This window comes from Vibrio sp. ZOR0018 (assembly GCF_963865925.1).
Taxonomy (GTDB): Bacteria; Pseudomonadota; Gammaproteobacteria; order Enterobacterales; family Vibrionaceae; genus Vibrio; species Vibrio anguillarum.
This window is the reverse complement of the sequence record NZ_CAWMCN010000123.1, coordinates 240,327-256,127: the sequence shown is the minus strand read 5'-3', so window position 1 is coordinate 256,127 and position 15,801 is coordinate 240,327. Positions and strand designations below refer to the sequence as shown.

Annotated in this window: 13 protein-coding genes and 1 riboswitch; of the genes, 6 read left to right on the top strand and 7 right to left on the bottom strand. The window is 44.8% G+C overall.

Annotated elements, in window-relative coordinates; all coding sequences use genetic code 11:
- Positions 1-48 precede the first annotated feature (48 nt).
- From mukB to cmoM, 4 genes are read right to left on the bottom strand one after another with little or no spacing between them, the layout of a single operon-like run.
- Complete coding sequence (mukB, locus tag AACR75_RS15520; protein ID WP_047690902.1) at positions 49-4,506, bottom strand: chromosome partition protein MukB; 4,458 nt, start codon at positions 4,504-4,506, stop codon at positions 49-51.
- Complete coding sequence (gene mukE, locus AACR75_RS15515) at positions 4,503-5,234, bottom strand: chromosome partition protein MukE (protein ID WP_017044662.1); 732 nt, start codon at positions 5,232-5,234, stop codon at positions 4,503-4,505. Before mukE ends, mukB begins: the two co-directional genes overlap by 4 nt.
- Positions 5,215-6,552, bottom strand: a complete 1,338-nt coding sequence (gene mukF, locus AACR75_RS15510; protein ID WP_013857067.1) for a chromosome partition protein MukF — start codon at positions 6,550-6,552, stop codon at positions 5,215-5,217. Before mukF ends, mukE begins: the two co-directional genes overlap by 20 nt.
- A 2-nt stretch (positions 6,553-6,554) precedes the next feature.
- Positions 6,555-7,346, bottom strand: a complete 792-nt coding sequence (cmoM, locus tag AACR75_RS15505; protein WP_017044660.1) for a tRNA uridine 5-oxyacetic acid(34) methyltransferase CmoM — start codon at positions 7,344-7,346, stop codon at positions 6,555-6,557.
- Between the two features lie 88 nt (positions 7,347-7,434).
- On the opposite strand from cmoM, the gene elyC reads away from it, so the two are divergent.
- Positions 7,435-8,259 carry an envelope biogenesis factor ElyC gene (gene elyC, locus AACR75_RS15500; protein ID WP_013857069.1) on the top strand — a complete coding sequence of 275 codons (825 nt, stop codon included), beginning with the start codon at positions 7,435-7,437 and terminating at the stop codon, positions 8,257-8,259.
- 125 nt (positions 8,260-8,384) lie between these two features.
- Here the strand turns inward: elyC and torR are convergent, their stop codons facing one another.
- Entirely contained in the window at positions 8,385-9,098 is a 714-nt protein-coding gene (gene torR, locus AACR75_RS15495; RefSeq protein ID WP_013857070.1) for a two-component system response regulator TorR, read from the bottom strand.
- 288 nt (positions 9,099-9,386) lie between these two features.
- On the opposite strand from torR, the gene torD reads away from it, so the two are divergent.
- The 5 genes from torD (at position 9,387) to AACR75_RS15470 (ending at position 13,416) form a co-directional block, all read left to right on the top strand.
- Complete coding sequence (gene torD, locus AACR75_RS15490) at positions 9,387-10,031, top strand: molecular chaperone TorD (RefSeq protein WP_017044658.1); 645 nt, start codon at positions 9,387-9,389, stop codon at positions 10,029-10,031.
- A gap of 272 nt (positions 10,032-10,303) precedes the next feature.
- Positions 10,304-11,311 (top strand): HTH-type transcriptional repressor PurR, encoded by a 1,008-nt coding sequence (gene purR / locus AACR75_RS15485; protein ID WP_047690899.1) that lies wholly within the window; start codon positions 10,304-10,306, stop codon positions 11,309-11,311.
- A gap of 161 nt (positions 11,312-11,472) precedes the next feature.
- A riboswitch (cyclic di-GMP riboswitch) is annotated at positions 11,473-11,558 on the top strand.
- A 114-nt stretch (positions 11,559-11,672) separates the two neighbouring features.
- On the top strand, positions 11,673-12,260 hold the full coding sequence (locus tag AACR75_RS15480; RefSeq protein WP_013857073.1) for a TfoX/Sxy family DNA transformation protein: 588 nt from the start codon (positions 11,673-11,675) through the stop codon (positions 12,258-12,260).
- A 149-nt stretch (positions 12,261-12,409) separates the two neighbouring features.
- Positions 12,410-13,090: a TVP38/TMEM64 family protein gene (locus AACR75_RS15475; protein WP_047690896.1), complete on the top strand. Its 681-nt coding sequence runs from the start codon at positions 12,410-12,412 to the stop codon at positions 13,088-13,090.
- An 8-nt stretch (positions 13,091-13,098) separates the two neighbouring features.
- Positions 13,099-13,416: a hypothetical protein gene (locus AACR75_RS15470; RefSeq protein WP_052190351.1), complete on the top strand. Its 318-nt coding sequence runs from the start codon at positions 13,099-13,101 to the stop codon at positions 13,414-13,416.
- Here AACR75_RS15470 and AACR75_RS15465 read toward each other — a convergent pair.
- Positions 13,413-14,213, bottom strand: coding sequence for an alpha/beta fold hydrolase (locus AACR75_RS15465; RefSeq protein ID WP_017049877.1), 801 nt, complete (start codon positions 14,211-14,213; stop codon positions 13,413-13,415). The genes AACR75_RS15470 and AACR75_RS15465 overlap by 4 nt on opposite strands.
- 133 nt (positions 14,214-14,346) lie before the next feature.
- Entirely contained in the window at positions 14,347-15,801 is a 1,455-nt protein-coding gene (gene glgA, locus AACR75_RS15460) for a glycogen synthase GlgA (RefSeq protein ID WP_013857077.1), read from the bottom strand.

The window sequence follows — 15,801 nt, the reverse complement described above, 5'->3', positions numbered from 1 at the left end:
ATCTCTATCAGGAGTATTGGGCTTTTTTATTAGCGATGGAGGCGATGCTTACAGCATTTCGGCCATCTGCTGTGCTTCTGATTTTGGTTTTTCAGTTTGACCAAAACCCCGTAGACCGACCACATGAACGTGTTCGTGATCTTTAAACACTTTGCGCACTAATTTATAAGTCGTGCCTTTCTCAGGGCTAATGTTCTCTGGCGCAGCAATTAAAAGTTGCATATCCAGACGCTCGCACAGTTCAAACAAGGTTGAAATGGATTTAGCATCCAAACGCGCCGCTTCATCTAAAAACAGTAAACGACATGGAACGATGTCTTTACTGCGTAGACGACGAGATTCCTCTTCCCAACTTTGAATCACCATCAATAAAATAGACTGCCCAGTACCAATCGCTTCACCAGTCGATAACGCGCCCGATTCCGCTTGCAACCAGCCATCGGATCCGCGATTTACTTCAACACTCAACTCTAAGTAGTTACGGTAATCCAATAGCTCTTCACCCAATACTTGCGGTGAACGTTGCCCCATATCGATATGCGGGTTAACACGCTGGAACAATTTCGCCATCGCTTCAGAGAAGGTATAACGAGTACTCTCAAACAGATCTTTATGCTGACTCTGTTTTTCAGATAATCCCGCGAGTAGGATTTCATGGCTCTCGCGTACTTTCACGTTAAGGCGAACGCCTTTCACTTGACCAAAGTTAATGTTAGACAAACCTTGGTTGAGCATCCGAATACGATTTTGCTCACGTTGAATGGTTTTTTTGATGATGCTGGCCACCGATTCAGAGCTGATCGCTAAACGGTTTTCACGTTGAGTCAGCTCTTCTGTTAAGCGCGCAAGCTCCACTTCCATCTCTTCAATCGCTTCAACAGGATCATCAGTGCGAATGATGTCTTGGCGAATACGCTCACGCAGATGTTGATACACGGCGATATAGAACAAAACTTTGCGTTCTGGATGTGCGTTATCTTCCGACAAACGCAGTGCATCGCGTAGGTCGTCATTGCTTGCGACTGCTAAACGCAGCGCGCCCAACGATTTATCCGACATGGAACGCAGTTCATCGGCCGATAAATACGCCAGCTCACGTTTATGCAAGCGGCGCTCAACATCGTGATCACGCGCCAAACGTAATACAGAGCACCACCCTGCTTTTGCATTCACCACAAATGTGCGCAGATCTTGATAATCTTTCTGCACCTTTTTCAACCGTTTAACTAATGCTTTCATTTCAAGATCAGTTGCGGTTAGTGTACGTTCATACTCGCTCTTACGGGTACGTGAGGCATGCAGACGCTGTTGCAATTCATCACGACGACGTTCAGCACGCTCTTGCGCACCTTCATCGGCATGCACACCAAACTCTTGTAGCTCCTGCTTGAACTCTTGAACCGTTTCCAACTTAGCTTGATGCGAGCTTTTTAAGGCCGCTAACACTTGGTTATATTGGTTCATTTGGCTTTGAGCCTGTTTGAGCTCATCACGAGTACAGGTACGGGCGCTTTCTGCCTCAACCAATTTGTTTTTGAGCTGCTCACTTAGCTCGCTGCTTTTACTGAGCAAAGCAACCGAATCGGAATAGCTAAAATAGTGGCGGCGTTCAATCACATCTGAAAGTGCAAAGATCTGCACTTTCAATGTCTGAAGAGCTTGATCCGCTTGCTGATATTGTGCAGTGAGTGCATCAAATTGCTGCGGGTCAACCTCAAGCGCTGAAGCAAGCTGCTCTAACTCCGCGATGGCTTTACCGTGCGAGCTTAAAAACGCTTTCGCTTCCGCCAGTTGATTAATGTTCAGCTCAGCTTCATCGAAACGTGCTTGCAATGCCTCATCTTCAATGAGCAACATGTTAGGAGCCAGCTTATCGAGCATCGTTAACGCGTGTTTGCTCAGCTGTAACTGGTTGCGCTGCTGCTGTTCTTTTGCGTCCAATTCAGCCAATACACGGACCAGTTGATTGCGTTGCTCACGTGCAGCTTGCAACGCTTGTTCTGGATCGGCTTCAAAAGCAACTTGGATGTGTGAAGCAACAAATTGGTTAAAGCTGTGGTATAGACGTTGCAGTTTTTGTGAATCAAACGCCGCTTTTGCGTGCTCTTCCACCACTTCTTCGCGCTCGTTACGCAGTAACTCTAAACGTTGTTCGCGCGCAGCTCGGCCAAAGAGTGGGATCTCAGGTAAACGAGAATAACGCATTTGGCGGTTATTGAGCTGTACACATACTGCTCCTTCCAATTCGTCAGCATTGAACGAGCTGTCATCAAAGGCATCGACATCCCCTTCAATGATGTACAGATCTTCTGGGCAGTCATCAAGCTCGACCAGCTTCTCTTTGATGCCAGATAAATCCGAAACTACAATCGCATGGCGAGCTGGGCCGTACATGGCACTGAAATAAGGTGCATCGTCAATCGTGATGTCATCGTAAATTTCAGACAGTAAAACGCCGCCTAAGCTATCCGCTAATCCTTTCAAGCGAGGATCATTTGAACCACCAGGAGACGCCAAGCGCTCGATTTCATTTTCAAGCTGCGCGCGACGTTCTGCCAGTTTATCTTTAGCGATTGATTGTGCTTTTTCTTGCTCAAGCACTTGTTGCATCTGCGCCATCACAGCTTGGCTATTTTCTAATGTTGCACCACTTTGTTCGCGTAAGGTATGCAATGCATCGTTGGCAGCAATCCAAGTCGGAGCGATCGATTCCAGTCGTTGAATTTCAGCCTGTTTATCTTGCTCGGTACGGCGCTGCTCACTGCGCTGTTCACGTAGCGCTTCTTGTTCATATTCCAGCGATTCAATCAGAGCGGCGTGGCGCTCGCGCTCTTGCTCTAGTGCTAGCTCATCGTGCAAGTCAATATGGTGTTGCTTTTGGTATTCAGCCACGGACTGACGCGCCACTTGCTGCTGATTTAAGCGACGTTCCAGATCTCGCTGCTGCGCATACCACTGTGCTTCATTTTGGCTAATTTGCTGGGCGTTACGCGCTTGCTGCATGATGGCTTTTGCATGCTGAGCGGCATCGTGACGAGACACTTCACCCACCACACTGCGCACCAGTTTCAGTGCCTGCTCAAACTGTTCGACCGCTGCCGAAGACATGTCCAATTTATGCTTTAACGCTAATAAGGTGGTGGTGTTAGCGTCTTGCTGATGCTTGAGATCAGAAACCTGCGCTTGGGCACGCTCTGGTGTTAACTGATCATCATCTAGCAACTGTTTGGCTTTATCAAGCGCCTGTACGGCTTGTTGATATTGCAATGCTCGCGTTTGTTGAACATCTAATGCTTGTTGGTAATCGGCCAATTGACTCTTTAAGCTATCGACCTCATCTTCAGAGATAATCGCTTGCTCTTCAGCCATCATGACGCGATCTTGCGCCTCTTCCACCACCATCATCTGCTCTTCAAGGCGAATAGTGAGCTCTTGCAAATCCTCTTGATAGCGTTCAATTTTCTCTTGCTGACGCAGTGCGTTTTGCACCAGTTGCAAGTGATCAGAAGCGGCTTGGTGATCTTGCTCTAAGGTAGATTCTTGCTCTAACAGCAGTTCAAGCTCTTCTTGAACTTGATTGAGTAATCGATTTTGCTCAATCAATGTATGGCGAGAGCCGAACAACTCGTTACGCAACGCGAGCGTTTGCTCTAGCTTATTGTTGCGATCGTTGGCGTGGCGCATGTAATCCGCGGCCACGTAATTTGTCGATTCGGTAATCAGGTGCTTGAAGAGATCGCGATCCGCTTGCGTGGTTTTGATCGCTTCTAATGTCATGCGGTTTTCACGTAACGCCGATTCCATATCTTGGAATGCTTTCTTCACACCACCATTTTGTGGCAACAGATAATCACGCAACGAGCGAGTAATGGCACTGGAAATACCGCCGTATAAAGAAGCCTCAATCAAGCGATAGAATTTTGAACGGTCACTACTGTTACGCAGTTTTTTCGGCACCACGCCAAATTCAAACATTTGCGCGTGATAATCGACAATGGAGCTAAACGCTTTAAAATGCGCCCCTTCAATTTTCGCGACAATCTCTTTCACTTCATTGAGTTGACGCACGCGCGCGTGGTTGTCTGAGACGTTTTCAATCAGCACATCGGTTGGTTTGACATGGCTTGGCAAGCCTTGAATCACAAACGGTTTGATATCCACTTTTTTATCGCGCCCCGCCACCTGTTGTAGCTTAACGCCAAACAGTAAACGCTGTTTGCGTGAATTCACTACATCCAACGCGGCGTAACATGCGCCCGCTTGCAGTTTACCGTATAAGCCTTTATCGCGAGACGCTTGTGAGCTGCCCGCTTCGGTGGTGTTTCTAAAATGGAGCAAACTTTGATCTGGGATCAAGGTGGTGATAAATGCCGCCATGGTGGTCGATTTGCCCGCACCGTTACCGCCTGACAAGGTGGTAACTAATCCATCAATATCAAAAGTACGAGCAAAAAAACCGTTCCAATTGATCATGGTTAGCGATTGATATTTACCTCTCTCAATCATGCTTCACCTTCCCATTCTGTTTGCTCGTTAACATTTTGTTCTTCAATCTCGTCTTCGTTATCCAGCAAGCTGCCTTGATTCGGCTCTTGGGCGTGGACAACCGCTTCACCATCACGGATCAAACGCAGTTGTGCTTCACGCATGTCGTCACCAATACGCACATCGGCACCAAAACGAAATACGGCTTCGCTAATGCGGAATTTATTGGTATCACCTAAATGGATGATCATCCCCAAACGACGTAAACGACGCAATGAGGTACGCACTTTTTCAAACAGCTTTTCTTTGTCTAAGTCTGAACCGCTGGCTCGGTTGGTGACGAGCTTCATCAGTTTTTTTTCATCGGCCAGAGACAGTAGCTCTTCGTACAATTCTTGATTAGTAAAGATGCCTTCGTGCGCAAGGCGTTCAGGACTCAAATAAAGAAAACAGAGCACTTTGCCGACCAGCATATCCAACTCAGACAGCACGCTACGATTGATTAAAGCAGTAGAGCGAGGACGCAGGTAAAAAAAGCCTTCCGGCGCTTTGACTAATTCGGTGTTATAGCGTTGGTAAAACAGCGCTAAATCGGGCTCAAAATCCAATAAAAAGGTGTGATTATCCAAATCATCACTAGAAACATGACGCCCAGCTCGAAGCTGGCTATCTAGCGCAGGAAATAAAGGATTTGAAATCGCTTTAGCCAGATTTTCTGGCATGTATTCATTAATATCTGTCGATGACATTTGCTTGTACCTTTGCACCAAAATCGTTGATCGCTTGCCAGTCAGGTTGGATGGCTTGGTAATCTTGCTCTGAGTAGCCAAGCCTCACCGCTTGATCAACAATAATTCGGGCTAAATCAAAATGATGTGTATGGGGATGAGTGGCGAGGTAGTCTCTCAGTACTCGTCCTAAATCAATTGGCATCCCTTGATCTTTATGACCTTTGAGCATGCTGCCGATACGCAAGGAGAGCTCATCATTGACTTGCTGGAACTCTTCGTACTCCACTTCTGGAGGCACTTGCCCCATCACCTCATCATCTCTTAACACGAGAGCTTCATCACGCAGGTCGGTTAAACGCTCAGCATCGGCATAAGTGAGATACCAAGGGGCGTCAAAATAGTCGCTCAGTGATTGACGTAAACGCTGGCTAAACGCTCGGTTTTGGTCCATATCAATGGCGGTACGAATGAATTTATGGACATGGCGGTCGTAGCCAATCCAGAGATCGATCGCCTGTTGTCCCCAACTGGTGATGCGATCAAGTTTCATCTGTAATCCAAACAGGATTTCTTCAATGAATTCGAGTTCGGCTTCGCCATAAACCAATTCTTGAATATCCAAAATTTGCGTTTGCAGCTCATCCCCCGCCGCTTGTAAAGTATCTTGCAGTTCACGCAGCGTTGAAGAGGTTTCAGACAATAACGATTCACAGTTGTTGATCGCTTCACGCCAATCTTTATTCAGCAACTCTGCGATTTGCAGTTTGACCGATTGCTGCTGCTCGTCCATCACACGTTGGTTTAAATCGATACGATCAAAAATTTCCCCTACCGAGTATTTTAATACGCCGTAGACGTTCTTTTTCCAATGCCCGGGAGTACCACCTTTATTCGCGGCTTCAATCGCCTTGGCCATTTCATCGGCGACCATAGAAAGCTGAATTGAGAGCTTCAGCTTGGAAAACTCTCTATGGCGGACGTAATAGTCCGTAATACCAATAGCCAACGGTGACAAACGGTAAATGCTAACGCCATCACTCATCTCGCTGGTGAAGCGGCTCATTAAGCGCTGTTTCACCAACTCATTGATCGCATTATTAGCACGAAACGCGGAGGCTTCACCGGTTTCTTCAAATAAGCGAGTTACGATGGCAAACGCATCGTGTAACTCACCTTCACCTAATTCTTCATCAAACCTTTCGTTACTCAATACTGCAATGGCAATAAGGAACGCCAGTCGTTCTGTCGTCAGGTTCAATGAGAAATCATGCTGCTTTACCCAACCAACCAATTCATCAATAGGTTGCTGTGCAGCGTTCTGAGTCATCTCACTCATTGTTATTCCTGCTCTATTTTCTTTTTCGCCCATACATGAATGTATCGACCTAGCGAGAGGTACGGCTCTTGTCTACATAATTGTTGTTCGAGTGCCAGTACATCTTCATATTGGTAGTCACCCATATTTTTCACATTCCCAATATAGTCACTGAATGATCGGATGCCCGATTTTCCACAAATCTCAAATCCTGATTCTTCGATCCATTGATACACTTCTTCAGGTTTTAGCCCTTGCTGAGGCTGGAGCTTAAACCGCTTGCGATGCGGCATGCCCTCCAATACATGGGGAATGTTGCCACAGACAACGTTTTTGTACACCAAGCCATGATGGTTATAGAACATGATTGATGCCATACCACCTGGCCTAACTTGCTCTAACAAATTCTGCAATGCGGGTTTTGGCTCGGCTAACCATTCCATCACCGCGTGAAACAACAACACATCCACTGGCGCACTAAGGTGCGATTGGATGGATTGCACGGGGGAATGTACCAACCGATACTGCTCAAGCAGACCATTTTTGCGGATCTCTTGTTCGGCTAGCTGGAGCATTTCCGAGGATAAATCACACAGCGTGATTTGGTGTCCAAGCTTGGCTATTTTTTGTGACATTTGTGCCAAACCGCCGCCGGCATCAAGCACTTGCAAAGGTTTTGGGTGGTTGCTCAACAAAGCGAGCAGTTGCTCAAGATCTTGCCAAACAATGACTTGACGAATTTCACCTTTGTCAGAGCCGTATATGTTTTTTGCAAATTTGTGGGCAATATCGTCGAAATTCCGGTCTTCAGTCACAGTGGCTTGAGTTATGATAGCGAATCGTGCTGCTATTCTGTCATAGGAATGGCAGGAATAAAGGGGCTTTGTTCCTTTTTATTATCAAGTGGTGTTTTTTCGGACTATTTTGTATATGTTTGAGCTGAAAAAAGTTATTTCCTCATTATTAATGCCTCTTCCGGCAATGCTAATCCTCGGTTTTGTCGGATTAATGCTCATAATGTTCACCGTCAGACGTAAGACTGGCTGTATGTTTGTCCTCTTCTCTTTAGTGGGGATATTTCTTATCTCTTTCCAACCCTTTGCAACGCGCATGTTAATGCCTTTGGAAAGACAATACTCGGCTTTTCTCCCCGTTGATGGCACCATCGATTATGTGATGGTTTTAGGTAGCGGCCACGTAGTGGATGACCAAATCCCGCCGACCTCGGAACTCAGCCGCACTGCGTTGGTACGCTTAAACGAAGGCATACGTGTCATGCGTATGTACCCCGGCTCAAAGTTGATTTTATCAGGCTACTCTGGCGGGTCGGAATTTAGCCATGCGCGCATGCTAGCCGTGGTGGCACTCGCGCTTGGAGTGAATAAATCCGATATTATTTTGCTAGAAACAGCTAAAGATACTTGGGAAGAAGCACGACAAGCCGCCGCCTTTGTTCAACAGCGTAGGCTGGTTTTGGTAACGTCAGCCAGTCATATGGAAAGAGCGTTAAAAGAGTTTAATTCTGCAGGTATTGACCCAATACCTGCGCCAACCAATTTCTTAGCACAAACGAATATTGAGCAACCTTGGGAAAAATACGCTCCTCGAGCGCGTTATTTAGAACAAACCGAGCGTTACTGGTATGAAACGTTAGGGCTGCTGTGGCAAGACTTACGTGATTGGGCCTCCGGGCATGGCGATACAGAATTGGACATCAATAGCAATTAGCAATTGTATTCAACCCAAAACGGAGCCACTTATGTGCTCCGTTTTTCTTGATAATCGCGGCTACAAAAAATCATGGGAATAAAAAGGCACGGCCCAACGCCAATTTTACACACGCGACCACTCAGCTAATCACCAGCGAACATATAACCTTCACCGTGCACAGTCACAAAGATTTGCGGATTCTTGGGATCAAACTCCATCTTCGCCCTCATGCGTCGAATCAGTACATCAATCGTTCGATCGTTAGGTGCATCCACACGATGGCTGATCATATTTAAAATACGTTCACGGCTAAGGACTTGATTCGGATATGACGACAAGGCAACTAATAGCTCATATTCCGCTTTGGTCAGTTTTACGGGCTCACCATTACGGCTCAGCGCTCGGCGCTGGATATCAAAGGTCCACTCGCTAAAGCGCACTAAATTCGCATTGTGAGATACACCGCTCTCTTCGTTCAGTTTGTTTTTTGCGGTCGAGATCCGCCACAGCAAGTTTTTCACTCTCACCAGCAACTCGCGCAATTCAAAAGGTTTCGTTACATAATCATCGGCCCCCATTTCAAGACCAACAATCTTATCAATGCTATCCGTGCGCCCTGTCACTAATATGATGCCAATATCAGATTGGCTGCGTAGCTCACGCGTTAACATTAAACCATCTTCACCGGGTAAATTAATGTCTAGCATAATCAGATCTATCGCGCTGTTTTTCAAAGCATCTCTCATCTGAGTACCGCTTTCCGCTTGCGTTACCATATAACCTTCGCTTTGAAAGTATCCAGCTAGCTTGCTGCGAGTGACTGCATCATCTTCAACTACTAATACGTGATAGCTCATTTACACCACTTTACTCTATAGAAATGTTCAAACCTCGGCTCGAGATTCTGTACAAAGCCATTCTATTCATAAATAGTCATAATTCTAGTCGTATCACTTTTAAAATTAAGAAAGATGAGAGTTTATTGATTCAAAACAACCTTCCAGACATCCATTAACTTAATGAAAAAATCACTCATATTTTTTCATTTTCTTAGCGACTGCTATTCATTTTTATTAGTTACACTTAGATCAATTACTTTTTAAAAACGATTTTCCCCCCCCCCCCCCCCTTGGAGAGCCAATACCATGCAAGACATCAAAGCTTTTAATGAACAGCGTGCCGAGATTTATTGGTGGCTTTCGAGTTTATTTGTGAAAGAACTTTCGGAGCATGAATTAGAGCAATACTATACGCCCGCTATTCGCACATTTCTTTCAGGATTAGCAGAAAACGCGACACTTAAACCTGCCATTGATAAATTAGTTGATGCACTGAACCGATTGCAAGACAAAGAAGACGCACAGCTTGAGCTCGCAGCCGATTTCTGTGATCTTTTTTTAAAATCCAATAAGGAGTCCGCGCTACCCTATGCCTCAATTTACATTGGAAAATCAGGGTTGCTCAATGACGAACCAGCCAGAGCAATGTCGGATTTGATGGCAGCCCATCACATTGCAGTCAACGATACACTCAACGAACCCGCCGACCACATTGCGATTGAACTGGATTTCTTAGGTAACTTGATCATTCGCTCCAATGAGCTTGAACAAGAGACACACCTTGAACAAGCCTTTACGCAGCAGTGTGATTTTATTGAACAACATTTGCTCTCTTGGATCCCACAATTCCATCTTCGCTGCCAACAAATTGATCAATTTGGTTTTTACGGTGCCGCAAGCGAATTGTTGGTCGCGTTTCTTCACTTAGACCGCGACTATTTATCAAACTAATGAGATAACCTAGTTAATACCTATTACTAAATCGGTCAATTGTGACTGTTGACCGATTTATTCGGTGGATTTTTCGTTGCTTGATGGACATTTGCGGACTAGAATCTTGACCGCAAACGATAAAAAATGAATTTAAGATGCAACCGCTGATTAGAGGCGGTTTTTGTGTTTTTACTACTTTTAGGCTTCAATATAACACCGATAGGCCTAATACCGCTGAATTGCTCTTCGTGACTATCACTTTCAGCAGTTATCGACAGGACAGAGAATTTATGGCTACGATTAAAGACGTTGCACGCTTAGCGGGCGTATCAACCACCACGGTATCGCATGTAATCAATAAAACTCGCTTTGTGGCTGAAGCAACCCAAGAACGAGTGATGGAAGCGGTATCAGAGCTTAACTATGCACCAAGTGCAGTCGCTCGCAGCTTAAAATGCAACACCACCCGTACCATTGGTATGTTAGTGACCCAATCGACAAACTTATTTTTTTCTGAGGTTATCGATGGTGTTGAAAGTTACTGCTACCGCCAAGGCTACACACTTATTTTGTGCAATACCGGCGGTATTTACGAGAAGCAACGCGACTACATCCGCATGCTAGCGGAAAAACGTGTCGATGGTATGTTGGTCATGTGCTCGGACCTCACCCAAGAACTGCTTGAGATGCTTGATCGTCATTCAGACATTCCGAAAGTTATCATGGACTGGGGCCCTGAAAGTTCTCAAGCCGATAAAATTATTGATAACTCAGAGGAAGGCGGATATCTCGCCACCAAATACCTTATTGATCATGGCCATACTGACATTGCTTGCTTAAGTGGACACTTCGAAAAAGCGGCGTGCCAAGAGCGTATTCAAGGGTTTAAGCGTGCTCTTGCCGAAGCAAGCCTAACCGTTCATGAAGATTGGATTTTGGAAGGTAACTTCGAGTGTGATACTGCGGTGCTCGCCGCCGACAAAATTGTCGCCATGGACAAGCGGCCAACGGCTGTTTTCTGCTTTAACGATACAATGGCTCTCGGTTTAATGAGTCGCTTGCAACAAAAAGGCATCCGTATTCCTGATGACATGTCTGTTATTGGTTATGACAATATTGAACTTGCTGAGTATTTCTCGCCACCGTTAACCACGGTTCACCAGCCAAAACGACGAGTAGGGAAAAACGCCTTTGAAATCCTATTGGAACGCATTAAAGACAAAGAGCATGAACGTCGTGTGTTTGAGATGCATCCCGAGATTGTTGAACGCAACACAGTAAAAAACATAACAAAATAGTGTCATTATTTAAAGCAAGCGACAAATGTCAATTTTAGGGATTTTCCTATATTCGAGACAGAACGCCGTATTAAATAATAGTAAATTTGGAATGAGCATCACGCAAATAATAAATAAACGTGATGCTCATCCAAAAATTTATATATTCTTACTATTAGAAGTCACGCACAGGGCAAACCATTTGAAAAGATGGGACGCAAAGCCTCCGGCCTAAACCGACTATTCGGTAGGTAGCGGGGTTGCCGATGGCAAATATGCAAACGTTAAGTTTACCCCTTACTGACACTCTTTCTGCATAAGTTTGCTAATCTCTCGGACCTGATTTTGGTGGCGTTTTTCCCATACACCGAGAATTTACAGCATGGATAAACCAGTACTTAAAGATTCAATGCGACTCTTCGAACAACTTGGACGCGTTAAGTCTCGTTCAATGTTTGGCGGCTTCGGCATTTTTGTCGATGACACCATGTTTGCTTTGGTCGTAAACGATAAACTTCATATTCGCGCAGACGATCTATCAACCTCTCGCTTTAAAGAGCAAGGCTATGAGCCCTATATCTATAAAAAACGTGGGTTCCCTGTCGTCACAAAATACTTCGCATTACCTGACAATTGTTGGGAAAACCCTTCGCTTATTTTACGAGATGCTGCTGTCGCACTCGAAATCGCCAAACAAGAACGAGAAGTTCAAGCCCAAACGAAGCCAGAACGCCTAAAAGATCTCCCGAACCTTCGACTCGCCACCGAACGTATGCTTAAGAAAGCAGGGATAGAATCAGTAACGGATTTGCATACAAAGGGGGCTTTGGAAGCCTATAAAGCGATTCAGCAAACCCATTCTTCTTCAATCAGTCTTGAATTGCTATGGGCCCTTGAAGGTGCGATTGAAGGCAAGCATTGGTCGGTTATCCCACAATCTCGACGCGATGAATTAGCGAAAAGCCTTTAACCTCCGAGTAAATAAATATCTCGATTAAATAATCAAATACGCTCGTATCACCATGCGAGCGTTTTTTTTCATCCCGTTTTGAAATATAAATTCGACTTCCTCTGTCTTCTTCACTATATCTAGTAAAATATGTCGTTTTGAGGAATACCATGAATAAAAAACTTCTCTTAGGCTTGGCTTTATTTGCCTTTATTGTCTTTTTGATTGTAAATTTTGGCCAATATCTAACGTTAGATAATGCCAAAGCACAGCAAATGCTATTAAACGAATACATTAGCCAAAACGTGATCAGCGCTGCTTTGATCTATTTTTCACTCTATATTGTGCTCACGGCTTTCTCTATCCCAGGAGCGGCGGTCGTCACGTTACTGGGTGCTGCGCTGTTTGGTTTTTGGACTAGCTTACTGCTTGTCTCCTTTGCCAGCACCATAGGCGCAACTATCGCCTTTTTGAGTAGCCGTTTCTTACTGCGTGAATGGATTCAAACAAAATTTGGTCAAAAGCTGCAAACGATTAATCAAGGCGTTGCAAAAGATGGGGCATTTTATCTATTCTCACTGCGCTTAATTCCGGTTTTCCCTTTTTTCTTGATTAATTTATTAATGGGCCTAACACCCATATCAACCGCTCGCTTTTACCTGATTAGCCAACTCGGTATGTTGCCCGGCACTGCCGTTTATCTGAATGCCGGTACTCAACTAGCTGAAATTGAAAGCTTATCCGGTATTGTATCTCCTTCGGTTTTGCTTTCATTTGCTCTATTAGGTCTTTTCCCTATTCTCACCAAGTGGATTATGGCCAGATTGAACAAAAACCCAACTTCCGCCTGAAGTGAATAATGATGAAAATTTGTGTTTCAAACCACCCGATAGAGGCATATATAGTTTGTCAGTATTTACAGCAATTCAATATTCGCTGTGAAGTGAGAGGCGATAACTTATACGGCTTAGGTGGAGAGCTCCCTTTTTCAGAAGAAACCTTGCCTTATATATGGCTGTTGGATGAAGCTCAAATCACCGAGGCTCAAGCACAATTATTGGCCTATCAGATAGAAGAGATAAACGAAGAACCTAACTGGGTTTGTGGACAGTGCAACGAGGAAAATGGGCCGCAGTTTGCAGCCTGCTGGTACTGCGGTTGTTTAGATTCAGACTAACGAGTCTGATGCTGGCGGATGAACTCAATTGAGTGGTGGTTAAACATCTCAGATTGTTCAACATTACACACGTGGCCGCAATCTGGGATTTCTAATAACACACTTTGTCTATGCATTGCCACCATGTCTTTAACGGGTTGAATGAACATATAGTCTCTCTCTCCCATAAGATAAAGAGTGGGAATGGGTAGCTCTTTCTCTTTGAAGCATTTCATCAGAGGATTGACTTCGGAAGTCAGCATAAACCAGCGTTTAAACTCTTTTTGGCACAGCTTCTTCGCTTCTCGAATAAAAAGATGCCGTGACTCTTTTTGGTTGCGTTGTGGCATCACAATGTAAGCAAACAGACGATAAAGCCACATGTAAGGAATGATGTGTTTACTCAAATTACCCAACTTTACGAGCACTTGAGAGCGCACATTCAAACGGGTTATCGCTCCCCCCAAAACCATAGAGCAAACTCGCCCAGTCGCCATTTCAGCAAGATTACGCACAATAATGGTGCCGAGTGACATTCCAACAAAATGAGCAGACTGAATTTTCAAATGATCGAGCACTTTGAGAATATCAAGAGTGACGGATTTAAACGTGTAACGATTTGCCATCAACTCTTTAAACAGTTGGTTTGACTTGCCATGACCTCGTAAATCAACTAATAACAGGTTGAAATGCTCACGGTACGCTTTGATTTGCTTAAACCAGATGGATGAACTTCCACCTGCACCATGCACAAAAACAACCCATTCATCACTGGTGGGATGCAGGTAGGTCTTATGGAAAAGTAGGCTATGAGACATACAAAACCGTTAATCAGCTTCAATTTGAGAAACGCAAGACTACCACAAAACGGGGGCTGAATAGCAAAAAATCATGCGGGCTCGTTCGGCTAAACAAGTAAGGCGCCAAAGCGCCTTACTTGTTATAAAAACATCAGTCATGAAACGCGAGATGATACATCTTGATGTACTCTTTCGCTGAATCCTGCCAGCTAAAATTTTGTCGCATCGCCCTCTGCTGAACCTCCAACATAGTTTCGGGATGTTGAAGATAAAACAGCATCGCTCGCTGCATTGCAATAAGCAGTGCTTCTGGAGAAGGATCATGAAAACCAAAGCCGGTCGCTTCTTCAGGAAACTTATCATAATCACGCACGGTGTCTTTTAAACCACCAACTTCACGAACGATGGGCAGCGTGCCATAAGCCATGCTGTAGATCTGATTCAAACCGCAAGCTTCAAATTCTGAAGGCATTAAGAAGAAATCAGAACCGGCTTCAACCAAATGTGCAAAACGATTGCTATAAGCTTCAACAAACGCAAATTTATCAGCATGCTTCGCCGCCATTTTATGTAGCTGAACAGCAACTTCAGGCTCTCCTGTGCCAACAATAATGAGCTGAGCATCATTGCGTAAGAACGACTCTAGTATAGGTAAAATGTAGTGGAAACCTTTTTGGTGGGTGAGTCGACAAACCATCCCAAACAAAGGCAAGTCACGCTGAGGTAATTGCAGCTCCTCTTGCAACATACGCTTACTCGCCCGTTTTCCCGCTTGAAGTGATTCAGCTTCATCACAGTAGCCAAGAGGAAGAAATTCATCGTTTTGTGGATCCCACTCGCTATAATCACACCCATTAACGATACCGTGCAAATCTCTAGCTCGGTGAACAAAATCATCTACCAACCCATGAGAGCCAAGCGGTGTTAGCAGCTCGGAAGCATAATTAGGGCTAACAGCATTGATTTTGTCAGCAAAGGCAATCCCTGCTCTTAGCATACTGACGTGATCGTGTCCGTAGCGTAAAAATTCCATGCCAGATAAGTTCAATTCTGGGATGATCTCTAATTGATGATAAGAAAAAATACCTTTAAAAATCGCGTTGTGAACGGTCAATACGCTTTTCATATCAGAAAAATAAGCGTCATGCTGGTAACGCGTTTTCAACAAAAATGGAACTAACCCTGTATGCCAATCATTTGCATGGATAATCTGTGGTTTTTTACCGAGCTTAGGTAAAACATCTAGGCTAGCCGCTGAAAAGAAACCAAAACGCTCGCCATTATCAGCATACGCTTGGTTATTCTCGCCATACATTTGTGCTCGGCCAAAATATTGTTCACATTCAATTAAGTACACGGCCACTCCATCTAGCTCCATCTGGCGGACCAGATATGAAGTATGAGGCCAATGGGTAAGCTCAGTTTCTAGCACAACAGGAGCATCTGAAATGCCCAATATAGAACGATAAGCAGGTAGCACAATAGCTACCTGATGACCTAACTCTTGCAGTGCTTTAGGCAGTGCTTTGGCCACATCGGCCAAACCACCACTTTTGATCAAACCTTGAGCTTCTGAAACGGTAAACCAAACATCGATTTTTTCCAT

Coding starts and splice junctions, on each gene's coding strand:
- torD (WP_017044658.1), top strand. CDS start 9,387: ATGCAAGACATCAAAGCTTTTAATGAACAGCGTGCCGAGATTTATTGG.
- mukF (WP_013857067.1), bottom strand. CDS start 6,552: ATGAGTGAGATGACTCAGAACGCTGCACAGCAACCTATTGATGAATTG.
- AACR75_RS15465 (WP_017049877.1), bottom strand. CDS start 14,213: ATGTCTCATAGCCTACTTTTCCATAAGACCTACCTGCATCCCACCAGT.
- AACR75_RS15475 (WP_047690896.1), top strand. CDS start 12,410: ATGAATAAAAAACTTCTCTTAGGCTTGGCTTTATTTGCCTTTATTGTC.
- glgA (WP_013857077.1), bottom strand. CDS start 15,801: ATGGAAAAAATCGATGTTTGGTTTACCGTTTCAGAAGCTCAAGGTTTG.
- AACR75_RS15480 (WP_013857073.1), top strand. CDS start 11,673: ATGGATAAACCAGTACTTAAAGATTCAATGCGACTCTTCGAACAACTT.
- torR (WP_013857070.1), bottom strand. CDS start 9,098: ATGAGCTATCACGTATTAGTAGTTGAAGATGATGCAGTCACTCGCAGC.
- purR (WP_047690899.1), top strand. CDS start 10,304: ATGGCTACGATTAAAGACGTTGCACGCTTAGCGGGCGTATCAACCACC.
- AACR75_RS15470 (WP_052190351.1), top strand. CDS start 13,099: ATGATGAAAATTTGTGTTTCAAACCACCCGATAGAGGCATATATAGTT.
- mukB (WP_047690902.1), bottom strand. CDS start 4,506: ATGATTGAGAGAGGTAAATATCAATCGCTAACCATGATCAATTGGAAC.
- mukE (WP_017044662.1), bottom strand. CDS start 5,234: ATGTCATCGACAGATATTAATGAATACATGCCAGAAAATCTGGCTAAA.